This is a genomic window from Streptomyces vinaceus (assembly GCF_008704935.1).
GTDB lineage: Bacteria > Actinomycetota > Actinomycetes > Streptomycetales > Streptomycetaceae > Streptomyces > Streptomyces vinaceus.
Genome location: NZ_CP023692.1, coordinates 2,771,515 through 2,789,046, shown reverse-complemented (window position 1 = coordinate 2,789,046; position 17,532 = coordinate 2,771,515). Strand labels below are relative to the sequence as shown.

17 protein-coding genes are annotated in these 17,532 nt (G+C 73.3%); 11 read left to right on the top strand and 6 right to left on the bottom strand.

Annotation, left to right across the window (positions count from 1 at the left end; all coding sequences use genetic code 11):
* Position 1 precedes the first annotated feature (1 nt).
* Both CP980_RS12195 and CP980_RS12190 read right to left on the bottom strand, forming a co-directional pair.
* Complete coding sequence (locus CP980_RS12195; protein ID WP_132756457.1) at positions 2-709, bottom strand: hypothetical protein; 708 nt, start codon at positions 707-709, stop codon at positions 2-4.
* Entirely contained in the window at positions 706-1,275 is a 570-nt protein-coding gene (locus CP980_RS12190) for an RNA polymerase sigma factor (protein WP_099889679.1), read from the bottom strand. The genes CP980_RS12195 and CP980_RS12190 overlap by 4 nt, the downstream gene beginning before the upstream one ends.
* Positions 1,276-1,487: 212 nt before the next feature.
* Between CP980_RS12190 and CP980_RS12185 the strand changes: the two genes are divergently transcribed.
* A complete protein-coding gene (locus tag CP980_RS12185) occupies positions 1,488-3,671 on the top strand; it encodes a DEAD/DEAH box helicase (protein ID WP_150528156.1) in 2,184 nt (727 codons plus the stop codon).
* Positions 3,672-3,699: 28 nt separating this feature from the next.
* Here the strand turns inward: CP980_RS12185 and CP980_RS12180 are convergent, their stop codons facing one another.
* A complete protein-coding gene (locus CP980_RS12180) occupies positions 3,700-4,719 on the bottom strand; it encodes an SMP-30/gluconolactonase/LRE family protein (RefSeq protein ID WP_150528155.1) in 1,020 nt (339 codons plus the stop codon).
* Between the two features lie 79 nt (positions 4,720-4,798).
* Between CP980_RS12180 and CP980_RS12175 the strand changes: the two genes are divergently transcribed.
* The 4 genes from CP980_RS12175 (at position 4,799) to CP980_RS12160 (ending at position 8,517) form a co-directional block, all read left to right on the top strand.
* The gene (locus CP980_RS12175) at positions 4,799-5,236 is read left to right on the top strand and encodes a MarR family winged helix-turn-helix transcriptional regulator (RefSeq protein WP_180291017.1); all 438 of its coding nucleotides are present in this window, start codon (positions 4,799-4,801) and stop codon (positions 5,234-5,236) included.
* A 165-nt stretch (positions 5,237-5,401) separates the two neighbouring features.
* A complete protein-coding gene (locus CP980_RS12170) occupies positions 5,402-6,454 on the top strand; it encodes an alpha/beta hydrolase (protein ID WP_308439340.1) in 1,053 nt (350 codons plus the stop codon).
* Positions 6,455-6,652: 198 nt separating this feature from the next.
* Complete coding sequence (locus CP980_RS12165; RefSeq protein ID WP_229906938.1) at positions 6,653-7,723, top strand: alpha/beta hydrolase; 1,071 nt, start codon at positions 6,653-6,655, stop codon at positions 7,721-7,723.
* Positions 7,720-8,517 (top strand): trypsin-like serine peptidase, encoded by a 798-nt coding sequence (locus tag CP980_RS12160; RefSeq protein WP_132756465.1) that lies wholly within the window; start codon positions 7,720-7,722, stop codon positions 8,515-8,517. Before CP980_RS12165 ends, CP980_RS12160 begins: the two co-directional genes overlap by 4 nt.
* Positions 8,518-8,546: 29 nt before the next feature.
* Here the strand turns inward: CP980_RS12160 and CP980_RS12155 are convergent, their stop codons facing one another.
* The 3 genes from CP980_RS12155 to CP980_RS12145 form a co-directional block, all read right to left on the bottom strand.
* The gene (locus tag CP980_RS12155) at positions 8,547-9,485 is read right to left on the bottom strand and encodes an EamA family transporter (protein ID WP_150528153.1); all 939 of its coding nucleotides are present in this window, start codon (positions 9,483-9,485) and stop codon (positions 8,547-8,549) included.
* Between the two features lie 51 nt (positions 9,486-9,536).
* Positions 9,537-10,346, bottom strand: a complete 810-nt coding sequence (locus CP980_RS12150; protein WP_150528152.1) for an isocitrate lyase/PEP mutase family protein — start codon at positions 10,344-10,346, stop codon at positions 9,537-9,539.
* Positions 10,347-10,486: 140 nt separating this feature from the next.
* On the bottom strand, positions 10,487-11,596 hold the full coding sequence (locus CP980_RS12145; RefSeq protein WP_132756471.1) for a pyridoxal-phosphate dependent enzyme: 1,110 nt from the start codon (positions 11,594-11,596) through the stop codon (positions 10,487-10,489).
* 225 nt (positions 11,597-11,821) lie between these two features.
* Here CP980_RS12145 and CP980_RS12140 point away from each other — a divergent pair, with 225 nt between their 5' ends.
* The 6 genes from CP980_RS12140 to CP980_RS12115 all read left to right on the top strand — a co-directional run bounded on the left by CP980_RS12140 (position 11,822) and on the right by CP980_RS12115 (position 17,345).
* Entirely contained in the window at positions 11,822-13,405 is a 1,584-nt protein-coding gene (locus CP980_RS12140) for a S8 family peptidase (RefSeq protein ID WP_132756473.1), read from the top strand.
* Positions 13,406-13,553: 148 nt separating this feature from the next.
* Complete coding sequence (locus CP980_RS12135; protein ID WP_150528151.1) at positions 13,554-14,657, top strand: DUF4190 domain-containing protein; 1,104 nt, start codon at positions 13,554-13,556, stop codon at positions 14,655-14,657.
* Positions 14,658-14,884: 227 nt separating this feature from the next.
* On the top strand, positions 14,885-15,637 hold the full coding sequence (locus CP980_RS12130; RefSeq protein ID WP_150528150.1) for a GntR family transcriptional regulator: 753 nt from the start codon (positions 14,885-14,887) through the stop codon (positions 15,635-15,637).
* Positions 15,638-16,107: 470 nt separating this feature from the next.
* A complete protein-coding gene (locus CP980_RS12125; protein ID WP_132756477.1) occupies positions 16,108-16,293 on the top strand; it encodes an SPOR domain-containing protein in 186 nt (61 codons plus the stop codon).
* 28 nt (positions 16,294-16,321) lie between these two features.
* The gene (locus tag CP980_RS12120; RefSeq protein WP_150528149.1) at positions 16,322-16,753 is read left to right on the top strand and encodes a (deoxy)nucleoside triphosphate pyrophosphohydrolase; all 432 of its coding nucleotides are present in this window, start codon (positions 16,322-16,324) and stop codon (positions 16,751-16,753) included.
* A 163-nt stretch (positions 16,754-16,916) separates the two neighbouring features.
* Positions 16,917-17,345: an ATP-binding protein gene (locus tag CP980_RS12115; RefSeq protein ID WP_099889665.1), complete on the top strand. Its 429-nt coding sequence runs from the start codon at positions 16,917-16,919 to the stop codon at positions 17,343-17,345.
* The last annotated feature ends 187 nt before the right edge of the window (positions 17,346-17,532 follow it).

Sequence of the window (17,532 nt, the reverse complement as noted above, 5' to 3'; positions counted from 1 at the left end):
CTCACGCGGCGGCGGGCTGCGCGAAGTGGGCCGATGCCAGGAGCGAGCCCTCCGGGGTGAGGAGGCGGGCACCGGTGAGGGTGGTGGCGTTGACGTCGGTCGTCGCGACCCAGTAGCCGTAGCCGTCGGCCAGGGAGAACGTGCCCAGGCGGGTCATCGTGCCGTCCTTGTGGTCGAGGACGCAGGAGATCTCGGGCATCGGCTTCTCCAGGTCCACCGACATGTACACCCAGCCCTGCGCGCCCGGGTGGGCGAAGACCCGGCCCACCTCCCGGCCGCCCGTGATCAGCGGGGCCTGGAGCAGCTGGACGCCCGCGCGGGCCGTCGGGGAGACGGGCGCCGAGGCCTGTTCGATCGCGGTGCCCGCCGCCCAGCCGCCGAAGCCGCAGGCCACGGCCAGGGCGGCGGCCACGGCCGCGACCCGGGGCCGCAGCAGCCACCGCCGGCCGGGCGACCGCGTGGGGGCCGGCGCCGGGGAGGGCGGCTGGAGGAGGGCCGTGACCCGGCTCTCGAAGCCGACGGGGGGTTCCGTCCCCGGCAGCAGGCCGAGCAGGTCGTCGCCGACCACGGCCAGCTGCTCGATGTGCTCCCGGCAGCCGGGGCAGTGGTCCAGGTGGGCGACCGCACGGGCGCGCTCGCGGGCCGGAAGGATGCCCAGCGCCAGCTCGGCGTCGAGTTCCCTCAGCTGCTCGCAGGTCATCTCGCTCATCGCCGGCTCTCCTCGCTCCCCAGGGTCCTGCGGAGCTTGTGCATCGCCGTCCGGATCCGCGTCTTCGCGGTCCCCAGCGGGACCTGCTCCATGTCGGCGATCTGCTGTGCGGTCAACCCGTAGATGCCCGCCATCACCAGCGCGCGGGCCTGCTCCCGGGGCAGGGCCGCCACGGCCGCCCGTACCCCGGCCGAGGTCTCGGCCGCGACGGCGTGCTGCTCGGGGGTCTCCGTCACGATGTCGAGGAGGGCGTCCAGGTCCTCCGGGGCCACGGGATTGGCCCGGCGGGCCCGGACGGCGTCGATCGCCAGATGGTGCGCGATCGCCGTCAGCCAGGTCCGTACCGACCCTCGGCGCGAGTCGTAGACCTGCGCGTGCTTCCACGCCCGCTCGAACGTCTGCTGCGCTATGTCCTCGGCGAGCTGGGCGTCGCCGACCACGGCGATGGCCACGCCGAAGACCGTGCGCTGGAAGCGGCGCACGAACGCGACGGCGATCTCGGGATCGCCCGTCGCCAGGCCCGACAGCAACGCTTCGTCCGGCGCACGCCCGAGCGGGAGGCCCATTCTCTGCACGTCATTGGATACGTTCGGCCTCCCCGAATGGATTGATTCGGGTTCGTGCGGAAACACCCCTTCATTCTGCTCCTGTCCCCGTTCGCGCTCCTGTCCGCGGGCTTCCGGCCGCCGGGCGCACGTCGCGGGGGACCCCGCCGGCGGCGGTAGGTTGCGTGCAGTCGTTACCCGGAGCGGTCGGGAGCAGTCGGGGGGTGAGGGGCATGCGGCGCAAGGCGGCGGCCGAGGTGATCGGCGCGGGCGAGCGGCTCCACGCGGCGGCCGGGGCGCTGCTGGCCGACCACCGGCGGGCCGTGGAGGCCGTACGGGAGGCCTGGGCCCCCCTCCACGCCGGCCTCGCCCGCTCCGAGCTGCGGCGGATCCCCGTCGACCGGCTGGCCCACGTCACCGAGGGCCGGCTGCGGGCGGAGACCGTGGCCGCCGTCGAGGCGGCCGGGTTCGACACCGTGCAGCGCGTACTGGACGCCGGGCGCCACCGGCTGCGCCAGATCCCCGGGGTCGGGCAGCGCAGCGCCGACCAGGCGCTCGGCGCCGCCCGCCAGCTCGCCGAAGCCGCCTGGGAGACCGTCGCGGTCCACCTCGACGTGGACCGCCCGGAGCCCCGGACCACCGCTCTGGTCGCCGCCCTGCACCCCCTCGTCGAAGCCGGGCCCGACGCCCGCCGCGCCGTCGAGGCGGCCACGGCCCTCGACGCCGGGATCGGACCGCTGCTCACCGACGCCCGGCCCGCCGCCGACCGGGTGAGCCGGTGGTTCGCGGGCCGCGAGCGGCGCGCGCGGGCGCTGGCCGCCCTCACCGAGATCGGCCGGCGGACGGAGCGCGCCGCCGCCGACGGGGTACCCGTCCTGCTCGGGCAGGCCTCGGTGGACCTGCTGCGCCGCCCCGCCGACGAGGCGGCCGCCTGGGTCGGCTTCGAACTGCGCTCCGCCGAGTACTACGGCCTCCTCGCGGAGATCACCGAACGGGACGGCGGCGGCGCCGACCCGGCCGCCGCCCAGGGGTTCCTGCCCGAGGCGCTGGCCGAACGCGTCCGCGCCCAGGCCCTGGACGGCACGTACCGCAGGGTCTCGCTGCGCGGGTACCAGTCCTTCGGCGCCCGCTTCGCGCTCGCCCAGCGGCGGGTGATCCTCGGCGACGAGATGGGACTGGGCAAGACGATCCAGGCACTCGCCGCCCTCGCGCACCTCGCGGCCCAGGGTCACCGCCACTTCCTCGTGGTCTGCCCGGCCGGCGTCCTGATCAACTGGATCCGCGAGATCGAGGGGCGCAGCGCCCTGCGCGCCGTCCCCCTGCACGGCCCCGGCCGGCACGACGCCTTCGCGGACTGGCGGGCGGAGGGCGGGGTGGCGGTGACGACCTTCCAGGCGCTGGCCGGGTTCCCCGGAGGCGTGGCGCAGGAGTTGGGGATGCTGGTCGTGGACGAGGCCCACCACGTGAAGAACCCGCGGGCGCAGCGCTCCCTCGCCGTGGCCGCCTGGGCCGAGTGCTGTGCGTACGTCCTCTTCCTCACCGGCACCCCGATGGAGAACCGGGTCTCCGAGTTCCGCAGTCTCGTACGGATCCTGCGGCCCGAGGCGGCCTCCGGGATCGGCGAGGTCGACACGGTGGCCGGGTCCAGGGCGTTCCGCGAGGCGGTGGCGCCCGCGTACCTGCGGCGCAACCAGCGCGACGTACTGGCCGAACTGCCCGCGCTCCAGTGGACCGACGAGTGGGAGGAGCTGAGCTCCGCCGACCGCGAGGCGTACCGGTCGGCGGTGCGGGCCGGCAACTTCATGGCGATGCGCCGGGCCGCGTACGCGAGGCCGGAGAAGTCGGCGAAGCTGGCGCGGCTGCGCGAGCTGGTGGCGGAGGCCGCCGCGGGCGGACTGAAGGTCGTGGTGTTCTCCGCCTTCCGCGAGGTGCTCGGGGCGGTCGAGGACGCGCTCGGCCGGCCGGCGCAGGCGGGCAGCGGCCGCCTCTTCGGGCCGATCTCGGGGAGCGTGCCGCCCGCCCGCCGCCAGCGGCTCGTGGACGGGTTCGGCGCGGCGGCCGGGCACGCGGTGCTGCTCGCGCAGATCGAGGCGGGCGGCGTCGGGATCAACCTCCAGGCAGCCTCCGTGGTGATCCTGTGCGAGCCGCAGGTCAAGCCGACCATGGAGCAGCAGGCCGTGGCCCGCGCGCACCGGATAGGCCAGGTGCGCGCGGTACGGGTGCACCGGCTGCTCGCCACGGACGGGGTGGACCGGCGGATGCTGGAGGTACTGGACCGCAAGGCGCGGCTCTTCGACGCGTACGCCCGGCGCAGCGTGGTGGCGGAGGCGGCGCCCGAGGCGGTCGACGTCTCGGACACCTCGCTGGCCCGGCGCATCGTCGAGGACGAACAGGCCCGCCTGGGCGCCGCCGGCTGAGGGACTGCGGCTGCGCCGGGCGCGCGTCCTAGAAGCCCCGCACGGAGGCGATCGTGAACGTCGTCGGCGTGCCCTCGCCCATCGGGCCGCCCTTGTCGAACTGGGACCGGACCACGAGCGTGCGGCCCGGGGTGTGGGTCAGCGTGGTCGGGATCTGAAGCGAGGGGTCCGTGATCGTCCGGGTCAGCCGGGCCCGGGTGCCGTCCGGGCTGACCTGCCACCGGGTCAGGGTGTTCGTGGTGTTGTGGGCCACGCGCAGGGTGCCGTCGGGCGCGAGGTCCAGCCCGTCGGCGTGGACGAGGTCGCCGCCCCGGAGGGCGACGCGGGAGATCGCGCCGGTGCGCAGGTCGATGCGGTGGAGGTCGCCCGCGGTCATGTCCACGGCCAGCAGATAGCGGCCCGCCGGGTCCGAGACGATGCCGTTGAGGGCGAAGCTGCCCGCCGGGGACGGGGTGAGGTGGCCCTTCAGGTCGTACGCGGGGAACAGCGCGCCCGAGCCGGCCGCCAGCTGGGCCGGGGTGACCCGGTAGATCACCGAGCGCACGCTGTCCGTCAGGTAGGCGGTGCCGTCGGGGGTGATGGTCAGGTCGTTGACGAAGAGCGCGCCGGCCCCGGCGACCTCGAAGTGGGCGAGGCGCCGGCCGGAGTCCGTGTCGTAGACGGCCACCCCGGAGGTGGAGTCGGTCACCCACAGCCGGCCGCGGGCGTCGACGCGCAGGCCGTTGGCCGTGTGGCGGCCGTCGGTGCCGGCGGGCAGGAACACCTCGGCGGTGCGCGCGCCCGGGCGGGCCCGGTAGACGGTGCCGTCGGCGTACGAGCCCACGTAGACGGTACGGGTGCGCGGGTCGGTGGCGATGCCCTCGGGGTAGACCTTCGCGCCGGGGAGGGTGAAGGCCGTGGAGACGCGGCTGTCCGAGGCCGGCGAGGCGTACGCGGGGGACGGCGCGGGCGCGGCCGGGGCCGCCTGCGCCGCCGGGACCGCGCCCAGCGTGAGCGCCGTGGCCGTGGTCAGGGTCAGGAGGGTCGCGGGCAGGAGCTTCTTCAGCACAGCAGGTGTCCTCTTCCGTGTAGGTGAGCACGAAGATAAGTTAGAGCTCTAATGCATGCAAGGGCCTTAGGATGCAGCCATGACCTCCATGCCTCCCGAGGAGCGCATCGGCTCGCACGTCAAGCGCGCCGAACAGGCGCTGCTCGCGGCCAAGAACGCCGCGCTCAAGCCCGCTGCGGTCACGGTTCCGCAGTACGCCGCGCTGCTCTGGCTCTCCGAGAAGCCGGGGATCTCGGCCGCCGCCCTCGCCCGCCTGTGCGGGGTGACGCCACCGACGATGAACACCGTGCTGAAGAACCTCCAAGAGCGCGCACTCATCGAGCGCACCCCGCACGAATGGCACCGCAACGTGCTGGAGACCCGGCTGACGGAGGAGGGGCGGGCCGCGATGGAGCTCGCCGACGCCGGCGCCGTACGGGTCGAGCGGGCGCTCGCCGCCGCGTTCTCGACGCAGGAGCGGGACCAGCTGATCAGCCTGCTCGGGCGCTGTGCCGAGGTGCTCGACGCGCAGAGGTGAGGCGCGGCCCGCCGTGGCGGGGCGCGCCCGACGCGCACATCAGGACCAGGGAAACACCCAGCCGTTCCGTCCCGACCGGGACGGCGACGACCGTTCGGAGCGAAGTTCGTGCACCAGTCCCCGCCCGCCGGGCGCTCCCGCCGCGCGCCATGGACATCCGCCGCGGTGGTCTTCGCACTCCTGCTCGGCGGAGCCGGCTTCGTCGCCTGGAAGCTCGACCGGCTCTCCGGCGACGGAGGCTCCGTCAGCTTCGGCAAGGCCCCCGCCTCCGCCCCGGCCGGAGCCCCCTCCGCCACCCCGGGCGCGGCCGCGTCCTCCCCGGGCGCCCCCTCGCCCTCCGCCGCGCCCGCCGGCGATCCGGACGTACTGCTGCCGACCGGCCCGCGCTCCGACTTCCGGCAGACCGCCGAGCTCGACGACGGCACGGTCATCGCGAAGGCCCGCCTCGCGGGCGCGAAGTCGGGCTTCGAGGGCGACGTCTGGGTCTGGACGCCGAAGGAGTACAAGGAGGCGAGGTACGAGAAGAGCGCCTTCCCGGTGCTCATCGCCCTTCCCGGCGGCAACGGCTTCCCGAGCAACTACTGGTCCGACCGCAGCCTCGGCCTCCAGAAGGCCATCGGTGAGGGCGTGAAGGCCGGCACCAGCCTGCCGTTCATCGTGATCATGCCCGTGCTCAACCCGGACAGTACGTACTACTACGACGGCTCCGACATCCCGGGCCGGCCCAAGATGGGCACCTGGATCGCCGAGGACGTCCCGGCATTCACCCGGGCCAACTTCCGTACGTACGCGTCCCGCGACGGCTGGGCCTTCATGGGCTCCTCCTCCGGTGCCTTCGTCGGCATGAAGACCGTCCTGCAGTACCCGGACCGCTTCAAGGCCGTGATCGCCAGCGGCGGCGAGATCGTTCCCGACTCCCCGCTCTGGAAGGGCCACCAGGCGGAGATGGACGCGAACGACCCCGAGAAGCTGGCCCAGAAGCTGATCGCGTCGGGCGGTCCCGAGGTCTACATCAACTTCCAGGTCGGCACCAAGGAGACCGGGAAGGAGCGGATGACCGCGTTCCAGCAGTCGTACGGCAAGGGTCCCGTCAAGACGACCATCCGCGAGATCCAGAACGGCGAACACAACGGCTGGCACTACGTCCGGGGCATGAAGGAAGGCTCCCTGGAATGGATCAGCAAGGTCCTGAAGGGGCCCCGGCCCGCCACCGGCTGACCAGCCCGTACGCACGGCGCCGCGGACCGGCGTGGCCCGCACCACCTCCCGCCGGTCCCAGGCAACCCATCCGATCGTTGACACCTCTGTAAGGGGTGAAGGGGGACCGATCGGTCCGACCCGCGCTCTTCGGGAGCGCCGGAGAAGGAACGGGACAAATCCGTGCAGCATGACCAGCTTCAGGGTGATGGCGACCTCATGACCGAGGAAGGCCCGCAGACCACGGGCCGCCGCCGTCCCAAGCGCCTGCGCAGGCTTCTGATCAGCGGTGCGCTGGCTCTCACGCTCGCCGCCGGGGGCGGCGCCGCGGCGTACAAGTACAAGCTCTTCACCGACATAGGGGATCCGGTCTCCTTCGGGAAGGTCCAGGAGTCGGCGGCCGCGGCCGAGGAGATCCGGCCGGGGGTGACCATGCCGACCGGCCCGAAGGCCTCGTTCGTCCGGACGTACCGGCTGCCCGACGGCACGCAGATCGGCCGGACGACCCTGACCGGCGCGAAATCCGGGTTCACCGGGGACGTGTGGGTGTGGGTCCCCAAGCAGTACGACGACCCGAAGTACGCCAAGAGCGCCTTCCCGGTCCTGATCTCCCTGCCCGGCGGCCGCGGCTACCCCACGAACTACTGGGGTACGGGACCCGGCCTCGGCCTCCAGAAGGCCGTGAGCGACGGGGCGAAGGCCGGCACCAGCCTGCCCTTCATCCTGATCATGCCGGTGCACAACGCGGACACCAAGCACCACTTCGACGCCTCCGACATCCCCGGCGAGCCCAAGATGGGCACCTGGATGGCCGAGGACATCCCGGATTTCACGCGGGCCAATTTCCGCACCTTCACCTCCCGTGACGGCTGGGCCTTCATGGGCTCCTCCGCGGGCGGGTTCGGCGCGTTCAAGCACGTCCTGAAGTACCCCGACCGGTTCAAGGCGGCCATCGCGAGCGGGGTCGACATCGTCCCCGATTCCCCGCTGTGGAAGGGGAACACGCAGGCCATGGACGAGAACAACCCGGAGAAGCTCGCCGAGAAGCTGATCAAGGAAGGCGGTCCGGACGTCTACATCAACTTCCAGATCGGCACCAAGGAGACCGGCCGCGAGAAGGCCGAGAAGTTCATGAAGGAGTACGGGAAGGGCCCCGTGCACACCACGCTCCAGGTGATCCAGGATGGTGAGCACAATGGGAAGTCGTACGTCCGCGGTATGAGGGAGGGCGCTCTGGAGTGGATCAGCAAGGTCATGCTGGCACCGACGCCCGACCCCGCCGTGCGATGAAGGCCGTCGTCCGGGGCGCCTTCGCGGCTGCCGTCGCCACCGTGGCGGCGGCCTTGGCCGTGGGCTTCGTCAAGGCGACGGACGAGGACCTGAACGCCGTGCACGCCTTCCCCGGCGTCGGCGTGCTCATGGCCAACGGCGAGCACTGGTGCACGGCGAGCGTCGTCGACAGCCCCAAGGGCACCGTCGTCGCCACCGCCGCGCACTGCGTGGCCCCGGCGGGCGAGAACGGCGAGCCCGGAGCGGTCGCGCACGACGGCATGGCCATCGGCGAGCTCTCCTTCGCCCCCGCCTTCACCGGCGAGGGCGGGGGCCGCCAGCCCCTCGGGGTGTGGAAGGTGCGGGCGGTCCACGTGGACGAGCGCTGGACCCGGTGGGGCGAGGACACCGCCGACTTCGCCTTCCTCAGCATCGAGCCGGACGAGGACGGCCGTACGGTCCAGCAGGTCGTCGGCGGCGCCGACGAGGCCCCGAAGCCCGACTGGACCTCGGGGTACGAGCGCGAGGTGACGGTCGTCGGCTACCCGGAGTCGGACCGCAACCCGCAGAACAAGCCGGTCTCCTGCACCACCCAGACCAGCCACTACCAGGAGGACCCGGCGATGCTCTACATCGGCTGCGCGGGCTTCTGGTCGGGCACCAGCGGCAGCCCCTGGATCGCCGACCGCGGCGGCCCGGGGAGCCCGGGTCGGCTGATCGGGGTGCTCAGCGGCGGCGACACGGACGTGGACTCCACGGCGGCGCTGTTCGACGAGAAGGCGAAGGCGCTGTACGAGCGGGCCGCGCGGGACTGAGGGGCACTCGGGGCCGGGCGCCGCCCCGGCTACTGTCTGCGCTCGGTGCTGACGATCACGCACACCGCCACCACCACGATCGCGCCGCCGACCAGGATCGGTACGGTCAGCGCCTCGTCCAGGATCAGCGCCCCCAGCGCGACCGCCACGACCGGATTGACGTAGGCGTACGTGGCCACCAGCGACAGCGGCGCCGCCCGGAGCAGCCAGACGTACGCCGTGAACGCCACCAGCGAGCCGAAGAGGACGAGGTAGCCCAGCGCCAGCCAGGAGGCGGTGGAGAACGAGGCCCGGTCCAGCGAGCGGTGCTCGCCGCGCACCAGGGCGACGACGATCCCGCCCGCCCCGCCCGCGAGCATCTGGTACCCGCTGCCCGTGAACGGGTTGTCCGGCAGCGACAGCTTCGACGCGGAGAACGATCCCAGCGACCACAGCACGGACGCCACGACCACCAGCACCACCCCGGAGAGCCGTACCTCGCCGGTGACGCCCGGCGCGGTCAGCACCGCGAGCCCGGCGAACCCCAGCAGCACGCCGCCGAGGGTGCGCAGCGGCGGCCGGTCGCCGGTGGCGGTCCGCAGCACCACCAGCCACATCGGCACGGCCGCGATCAGCAGCGCGGCCAGGCCCGAAGGCACCGAGGTCTCGGCGAGCACGACGAGGCCGTTGCCGCCGAGGACCAGCAGCAGGCCCACCACCACCGCGGATGCGGCCTGCCCGCGGGTGGCCCGCAGCGCGCCCGGCCCGTACCGCAGGGCGACGAGGCCGAGCAGCAGCAGGCCGGCCACGAGGAACCGGGCCCCGGCGGAGAGGAACGGCGGCATGGTCCGCACCACGATCCGGATGGCCAGGTACGTGGAGCCCCAGACGACGTAGACGAGCGCGAGGGCGGTCCAGACGGCTCCGGTGATCGCGCGGGGCGCGGATTGCGGTGACGGACCGGCCCCGGCGGTCTGCGAGGTGCGCATGACGGGATCCTAGGTTCGTTGCCGCGTACACGCTTCCCCGGTACGCGCCTCTCAGCCCTTGAGCAGGGTGTTCAGCTCGCCGTACGGCAGCCCGCCGTCGAGCGCGGTGTACGTACCGCCCGCGATCAGCTCCTCGGCAGCGCGCCGGACCACGTCGTACGCGGCCGACGCGACCCCGGAGCCGAGGCTGACGCGGGCGACGCCGAGGGAGCCGAGCTCGGCGACGGGCGGGGCGCCGGGCCCGGCGAGGAGGTTGAGCGGGGCGTCGATGCCCTTGACCAGCTCGGTGACGGTGGCCGGGTCGACGACGCCGGGGACGAAGATGCCGGAGGCGCCGGCGCGCAGGCAGGCGGCGGCGCGGGAGAGCGTCTCGTCGAGGCGGCCCGCCTCCTCGCCGAGACCGAAGAGGAAGGTGTCGATGCGGGCGTTGATGAACAGCGGAACCCCGGCGGTGTCGGCGGCGGCCCGCGCCGCCGCCACCCGCTCCGCGTGGTCCGCGGGGGCCCGCGTGCCGTCCTCGATGTTGATGCCGACGGCGCCGGCTTCGAGGACCCCGGTGACGGTCTCGGCGACCCCGGCCGGGTCGGCGCCGAAGCCGCCCTCGATGTCGGCGGTCACCGGGACGGAGACGGCCCCGGCCACGCGGGCGATGAGGTCGAGGGCGCGGTCCCGGCTCAGGGCGTCCCCGTCCGGGGTGCCGAGGCTCCAGGCGACCCCGGCGCTGGTGGTGGCGACGGCGGGGGCGCCGGCGGCCTCGACGAGGCGGGCGCTGAGGACGTCCCAGGCGTTGGCCAGGGCCAGCGGCGCGGCGGGGGTGTGGAGGGCGGCGAAACGGCGGGCGAGATCAACGGTGGTGGTCATCGGCCCAGTTCATCAGAGTGCGCGCGGTTCGGGCTGGCGATTTTCCGACGTGTAGCGGCCGGGCGGGAGACTCCGGAAGGCTGCCGGCTGCCGGCTGCCGGCTGCCGGCTGCCGTGTGCCGGGTGCCGGATCCGGAACGGCTACGCCGGGCCGGACTTCAGGCCCGCCCCGCACAGGGGGAGGACCGCCGTGCGGCCCCGGAGGGGGTCGCCCGGAGCCGTCGGGCCCACCGCCGCCCAGCAGGCGGCGGCCGTCGGCTCCACGAAGAGCCCGCGCCCGGCCAGGTCCCGCCGGGCCGCGCGCAGCGCCGTGTCCGGGACCGTCAGGAAGGTGCCGCCGGACGCGCGTACGGCCGCCAGGATCTGCCGGGCCCGCGGCGGGGCCGGGATCGCGATCCCCTCGGCCAGGGTGGGCCGCTGCTCCACCGGGTCGGCGTCCTGCGCCCCCGCCGCGAAGGCCGCGGCCAGCGGGGACACCGCCTCCGCCTGTACGGCGATCAGCGCGGGCGGCTTCACTCCGCGCCGGACGAGCTCCGCCACCGCCAGCGCGGCCCCGAGCAGCAGGGTGCCGTTGCCGACGGGGAGGACGAGGGCCTCGGGGAGCCGGCCGCCGAGCTCCTCCCACACCTCGTACACGTACGTCTTCGTCCCGTGCAGGAAATACGGGTTGAAGACGTGGCTCGCGTAGAAGACCCCCGGGAGGTCGGCGGCCTCCCGGGCCGCCACCGCCGCGGCCTCGCGGCCGCCCGGTACGAGGCGGACCGCCGCCCCGTGCGCGCGCATCTGGTCCGTCTTCTTCTCCGAGGTGCCCTCGGGCACGAAAACTTCACATTGCAGTCCGGCCCGCGCGCAGTACGCCGCCACGGCCGTCCCCGCGTTGCCGCTGCTGTCCGCGACCACCCGCTCCGGAGCCAGCCGCCGGGCCAGTTCCGCCAGCATCACCGCGCCCCTGTCCTTGAACGACAGGGTCGGCATCAGGAAGTCCAGCTTGGCGTGAACGCGCTCAGCGAGCGGGACCAGCGGGGTGTTCCCCTCCGAGAGCGTCACGGAGAACGCCCCCGGCAGGGGCAGCGCGGAGCCGAAACGCCAGAGCGAGTTGGGCCCGCCGGCCGGGGCGAGCGGACTGGCCGGATCCGGTGTGAAGTCGAGGTCCCAGGGTCCGCCGCACAGCGGGCAGCACCAGGGAGCCGTCCGGACGTCCGCGCGCGTGGCGTCCTCGGGACAGACGTAACCGGGCAGTGCGTGCGTCATGTGCGGAGCGCCTTTGCTCGTTCATGGCCGTTGTATGGCACGGATGTTAAGCGTTCGTTGACCTCTTGTGGGACTGCGAGGGGGTGCGTCAACCTTTCGGCAGCGGCAGCCGGGCGGAACATGGGTGTCATTGTCATGGGCATGCCTAATTCTGCGTGCTCGTGAGCCCTGGCCTCCGGCCCGCCCGCGTCCGCTCTTCACGCCACGACGAGGAGGACCCCCCACATGTCCGCGATACGCCACACCCGCCGGAGGATCGCCGGCCTCGGCGCGACCGCCGTCGCCGCCCTCGCGCTCGGAGCCGCCGCCGCGTTACCCGCGTCCGCCGCCGACGCGGGCCCCCAGGGCGTCATCGAGAACGCCGGCGCCCCCGGCTCGGTCGCCGAGAGCTACATCGTGACCCTGAAGGACTCGGCCGCCCGTTCCACCGCCGACAGCGGAAAGGCCGTCGCCCGGCGCTACGGCGCCACCATCGGGCGTACGTACAGCGCCGCCCTCAACGGCTACTCCGTCAAGGTCTCCGAGGCGCAGGCCAGGAAGCTCGCCGCCGACCCGGCGGTCAAGTCCGTCGTGCAGAACCGCACGTTCACCGTCGACGGGGCCGAGGGCACCCAGCCCAGCCCGCCGTCCTGGGGCCTGGACCGCATCGACCAGCACCCGCTCCCGCTCGACAACAGCTACACCTACCCGGACAAGGCCGGCGAGGGCGTCACGGCGTACATCATCGACACCGGCGTCCGCATCAGCCACACCGAGTTCGGCGGCCGCGCCTCCTACGGCTTCGACGCCATCGACAACGACAACACCGCCCAGGACGGCCACGGACACGGCACGCACGTCGCCGGCACCGTCGCGGGCAACTCGTACGGCGTGGCCAAGAAGGCCAAGATCGTCGGCGTCCGCGTCCTCGACAACAACGGCTCCGGCACGACGGAGCAGGTCGTCGCCGGCATCGACTGGGTGACCCAGCACGCCGTCAAGCCGGCCGTGGCGAACATGTCGCTCGGCGGCGGCGCCGACTCGGCCCTCGACACGGCCGTCCGCAACTCCATCGCCTCCGGCATCACGTACGGCGTGGCCGCGGGCAACGAGTCCACCGACGCGAGCACCAAGTCCCCGGCGCGCGTCGCCGAGGCCATCACGGTGGGCGCCACCACCAGCACCGACGCCAAGGCGAGCTACTCCAACTACGGCTCCGTCCTGGACCTCTTCGCCCCCGGCTCCTCCATCACCTCCTCGTGGGGCACCGGCGACACCGCCACGAACACCATCTCGGGCACCTCGATGGCCACGCCGCACGTCGTGGGCGCGGCCGCGCTGTACCTCTCCCAGAACCCGGCCGGGACCCCGGCGCAGGTCCGCGACGGCCTGGTGGCCGCGGCCACCCCGAACGTGGTGACCGGTCCCGGTTCCGGCTCGCCGAACCGCCTGCTCTACGTGGGCGGCACCACCACCCCGCCCAACCCGGGCCAGCGCTTCGAGAACACCGCCGACTACGCGGTCAACGACAACGCGACCGTCGAATCGCCGGTCACCGTCAGCGGGGTGGCGGGCAACGCCCCGGCGGCGCTGAGCGTCTCGGTCGACATCAAGCACACGTACATCGGTGACCTCAAGGTCGACCTGGTCGCCCCCGACGGGTCGGTGTACAACCTGCACAACCGCAGCGGCGGCAGCGCGGACAACATCGTCAAGACCTACACCGTCAACGCCTCCTCGGAGGTCGCCAACGGGGTGTGGAAGCTGCGCGTGAACGACAACGCGAACGCGGACACCGGCAAGATCGACGCCTGGGCGCTGCAGTTCTGACCCACTCCTGACCCACTACCGACCCACTCCTGACCGACCCACTCCCGACGCACGGGATCTGCGGGGGCGACCGTTACGGCGGCCGCCCCCGCTGCGTACTATTTCGGGCATTCGTTCGCGCACCCCCCGTGATGGAGCCCCTCGCCCCGTGAGCACCCCGCCGCCGCCCTCCTGGCCCCCTCCGCCCGCGCAGCAGGCGGACGCGGAGCCGGCGCTCAACGGTCTGGCGCTCGTGTCGCTGCTGGTCGGGCTGGTGTGCCTGCCGCCGCTCGGCATCGTCTTCGGGATCGTGGCCCTCGTCCAGATAGCCCGGAAGGGGGAGCGGGGCAAGGCGCTCGCGATCACGGGCCTGGCGGTGTCGCTCACGATGACCGCGGCCCTGGCCCTCGTCACCGCCCGGGCGGCGGACGGGCTCTTCGGCCGGCTGGACACGGCCGGCGGGTACGAGGACGTGGCGGGCGAGCTGACCACCATGGACGAGATGCGCAGGGGCGACTGCTTCAACGTCCCCGGCGGGGACCTGCTCGCCGAGCGCCCGTTCATCTACAAGATCGCGTGCTCCTCGCCGCACGAGGGGGAGGTCACCTCCTCCACCCGGCTCGCCCAGCGCGTCTATCCCGGCGCGTCCGAGCTGAAGGGGCTCGCCGTGGACGCCTGCTGGAAGGCGCAGGACGCGTACGCGATGGACACGTGGGCGCTGCCCTCGTACGCGGAGACGTTCTACTTCGTCCCCTCGCGCGAGTCGTGGGACGGCGGGGACCGCCGGTTGCTCTGCGTCATCGGTACGGCGGAACAGGAGCACCGGGGGAGCCTGCGCCGCGACGCCACGATGCTGACGCCGGAACAGGTGGCCTTCCTGCGCGTGATGAACGAGGCGGATCTGGCGCTGGGCCGCCAGCCGGACGCGGAGATCGACGAGGAGCTGCCGCGGTACCGGGAGTGGGCCGGCGCGGTGGACCGGTCGCTGGGGGTCGAGGCGGGACTGCTGGACGGCGTGCGGGAGCGGCCGGAGCTGGCCGCTGCGGCCGGGGCGCAGCTCAAGGAGGTCGAGGCGGCGCGCGCGGGGTGGCAGCGGGCGGCGCGGGCGACGAAGCCGGCGGAGTTCCAGACCGCGTGGGACGAAGCCTCGGCCGCGCTCTCCGTGGAGACCGAGAAGGCGCTGCGCGGGGCGTACGGGCTGGGGACGACGGTGCCGGAGTGGCTGGCGGGGCAGTCGGACGGCTCGGACGGGGACCCCGAGGACTCGGACTGAGCCCCGGCGGGGTGCCTCCCGCGGCACCTCCGCGGCGGCTCCGGGGCGCCTCCGGGGCGTCCGCGATCGCAGTTCGGCGAGCCGTTGAGGATAGCGCGGCATAACGCGGGGTAACCGGTTTCAGTGACCTGGCTTCATCACTTCGGGTGAAACTCTGGCCCTTGCTTGCGATGTACAACCGTCGGTTGCCAGGGTGTAGCTGTCTGTCAAGCTGATGGGAGTGGCCAGTGACTTTCGGTGAGCAGCCGGCCTATCTGCGCGTCGCCGGGGATCTGCGACGGAAGATCGTCGATGGGTCCCTGCCCCCGCACGCCCGGCTCCCCTCCCAGGCCCGGATCCGCGAGGAGTACGGGGTCTCCGACACCGTGGCGCTGGAGGCGCGCAAGGTCCTCATGGCGGAGGGGCTGGTCGAGGGCCGGTCCGGGTCGGGAACGTACGTACGGGAGCAGCCCGTCCCGAGACGGGTCGCCCGCTCCGGATACCGCACGGGCGGGGCCTCGACGCCGTTCCGGCAGGAGCAGGCGGAGGCCGGCGCGCGCGGCACGTGGGAGTCCAGCAGCGAGCAGACGGCCGCGCCGGCGGACATCGCCGCCCGGCTCGGCATCGAGCCGGGCGAGCGCGTGATGCGCACGCGGTACGTGTTCCGCGACGCGGGGGAGGCGATGATGCTGTCCACCTCCTGGGAGCCGCTCGCGGTCACCGGCCGGACCCCGGTGATGCTGCCGGAGGAAGGGCCGCTGGGCGGCTCGGGGGTGGTCGACCGGATGGCCGCCATCGACGTCGTCGTGGACAACGTGGTGGAGGAGGTCGGTGCGCGGCCGGGCCTGGCGGAGGAGAACATGCTGCTGGGCGGGGTCCCGGGCCATGTGGTCCTGGTGATCGGCCGGACGTACTTCGCCTCCGGCCTGGCGGTCGAGACCGCCGACGTGGTGGTCCCCGCGGACCGCTACCGCCTCTCCTACCACCTGCCGGTCCGCTAGGGGGGGCTAGGGGGCTGGGGGGCTAGGGGGTCCGGCGGATCACGGCCGGGTCCGGGGCGCCCGGCGCCGCGGTGAGCGGCGGCCCCCGGTGCTCCGGCCCCGGGGCCGCCGGGGTGTGACGGGGCGTCATGGACCCGGCGGGTTTCGGCGCGATGGTGATCGCCCCCGCCGCGCCGGTCCTCGGCTTCTGGGCGCCGTGCGCCCTCCGCGCCGAGCGCGGCCCCCGGTTCCGCGCCCCCTCCGCGGCCGGACTCGCCCTCGCTCCGTGCCTGTTGACCGTACGGTTCGCCCCGCGGTGCGCCGGGTCCGGACCGGCGCGCACGGCTCGCTCGTACGCATGGCCGGATGCGTACGCCTGTGAGGTACCTCTTCGTAAAAAACCGTATCCGCTCCGTAAAGGTCGGGCGTAAGCTCGGGCATATGCGCAATGCGGTTTCCCGGGCAGGTACATCGGCGGAGGGTGAAACGCGATGAACGACAGCGGTGCCCTGCTCCCATGGCTGGTCATACGTGAGGACGACAACGGCAACCGCTACCGGGTGGGGCGCTACGCCACCCGGGCCGAGGCCCAGAAGGTCGTCGACGGCTTCGAGGACAGGGCCCACAAGCAGCTCTACTGGGTCGAGCGGATCGGCCAGACGGCCACGACGAACTGAGCATCCACGCTGGCATAGGCTCCGCCCCATGACGGTACGAGTGGTCGTGGGCGGAGCCCTTTGTCGTGAGGGCCGCCTGCTGGCCGCCCGCCGCAGCGCACCCCCCGAGGTGGCCGGCCGCTGGGAGCTGCCCGGGGGCAAGACCGAGCCGGGCGAGTCCGTACCCGCCGCGCTCGTACGCGAACTGCGCGAGGAGCTCGGCGTGGAGACCGAGCCGCTGGAGCGGATCCCGGGGGAATGGCAGATCAGGCCCGGACTCGTCCTGCACGTGTGGACCGCGCGGCTGCTGTCCGGCGAGCCCGCGCCGCTGGAGGACCACGACGAGCTGCGCTGGCTCGCGCCGGAGGAGCTGGACTCCGTGGACTGGCTCGACCAGGACCGGCCGGCCGTCGCCGAGGCCGGCCGCAGGCTGCGCGACGGGCGCGGGGAACGGCACACCAGGTCGCACGGGGGCGCGTGACGCGCGTGCGCTGGGCCGTCTGCGCCACAGTGCGCCGGTGCGTGAGGGATCGGGTGGTACGACGCCCCGAATATCGGGTATGTCGCTATTAGTCCCTATCGTGTACTGCCCCTCGTGGCTCTGTCCCTGCGGAATCGGACTGGGGCCGTTGCCGGCCCGGGAAGTGATCGGCGTGATCGACACAGACGGTGAATGCGCCGAGTGGGCCTTCCCCGCAGAGCCCGGCGCCGTCCGCACCGCCCGTCACGCCGTGCGCGGCGCGCTCAGCTCCTGGGGCCTCGACTCCGTCGGCGACGTCACCGTCCTGCTGGTCAGCGAGTTGGTCACCAATTCCCTGCGGTACGCCTCCGGCCCCATCGGGGTCCGGCTGGTGCGGCAGAATCCGGCCAGCGGGAGTCCCGCGGGGGGCGCCGCGCTGTTGGTGGAGGTTTCCGATCCGCTTCCGGATCCACCCCGCGAACGGGTCGCGGAGCCGGACGACGAGGGCGGCAGGGGGTTGCATCTGGTCGCCGTCTCGGCACAGCGCTGGGGGACCCGGCACGGGAAATCGGGCAAGACCGTGTGGTTCGAGTTGGCACTTCCTGGTGAGTAACAAGGTGACGGATGGCCGTCGATCACAGGGCATGGCTCGAAATAGTCGGGACCTTTTTGTGATCGTGAACGCCGTGCCGTGCGGGGCCGTGGTGCTGAATACTTCGGTCATGGCCGGTCCGGTTGCGGTGAGCTGGAGGGGACGGTCGCGTGAGCGAGATACCTGCGCAGGCACATCAGGCCCGTGT

What these genes read in the sequence shown, in the direction of transcription:
- CP980_RS12160 (WP_132756465.1), top strand. Translation starts at nt 7,720, where the DNA reads ATGAAGGCCGTCGTCCGGGGCGCCTTCGCGGCTGCCGTCGCCACCGTG.
- CP980_RS12195 (WP_132756457.1), bottom strand. Translation starts at nt 709, where the DNA reads ATGAGCGAGATGACCTGCGAGCAGCTGAGGGAACTCGACGCCGAGCTG.
- CP980_RS12145 (WP_132756471.1), bottom strand. Translation starts at nt 11,596, where the DNA reads ATGACGCACGCACTGCCCGGTTACGTCTGTCCCGAGGACGCCACGCGC.
- CP980_RS12175 (WP_180291017.1), top strand. Translation starts at nt 4,799, where the DNA reads ATGACCTCCATGCCTCCCGAGGAGCGCATCGGCTCGCACGTCAAGCGC.
- CP980_RS12185 (WP_150528156.1), top strand. Translation starts at nt 1,488, where the DNA reads ATGCGGCGCAAGGCGGCGGCCGAGGTGATCGGCGCGGGCGAGCGGCTC.
- CP980_RS12155 (WP_150528153.1), bottom strand. Translation starts at nt 9,485, where the DNA reads ATGCGCACCTCGCAGACCGCCGGGGCCGGTCCGTCACCGCAATCCGCG.
- CP980_RS12140 (WP_132756473.1), top strand. Translation starts at nt 11,822, where the DNA reads ATGTCCGCGATACGCCACACCCGCCGGAGGATCGCCGGCCTCGGCGCG.
- CP980_RS12150 (WP_150528152.1), bottom strand. Translation starts at nt 10,346, where the DNA reads ATGACCACCACCGTTGATCTCGCCCGCCGTTTCGCCGCCCTCCACACC.
- CP980_RS12165 (WP_229906938.1), top strand. Translation starts at nt 6,653, where the DNA reads ATGACCGAGGAAGGCCCGCAGACCACGGGCCGCCGCCGTCCCAAGCGC.
- CP980_RS12120 (WP_150528149.1), top strand. Translation starts at nt 16,322, where the DNA reads ATGACGGTACGAGTGGTCGTGGGCGGAGCCCTTTGTCGTGAGGGCCGC.
- CP980_RS12125 (WP_132756477.1), top strand. Translation starts at nt 16,108, where the DNA reads ATGAACGACAGCGGTGCCCTGCTCCCATGGCTGGTCATACGTGAGGAC.
- CP980_RS12190 (WP_099889679.1), bottom strand. Translation starts at nt 1,275, where the DNA reads ATGGGCCTCCCGCTCGGGCGTGCGCCGGACGAAGCGTTGCTGTCGGGC.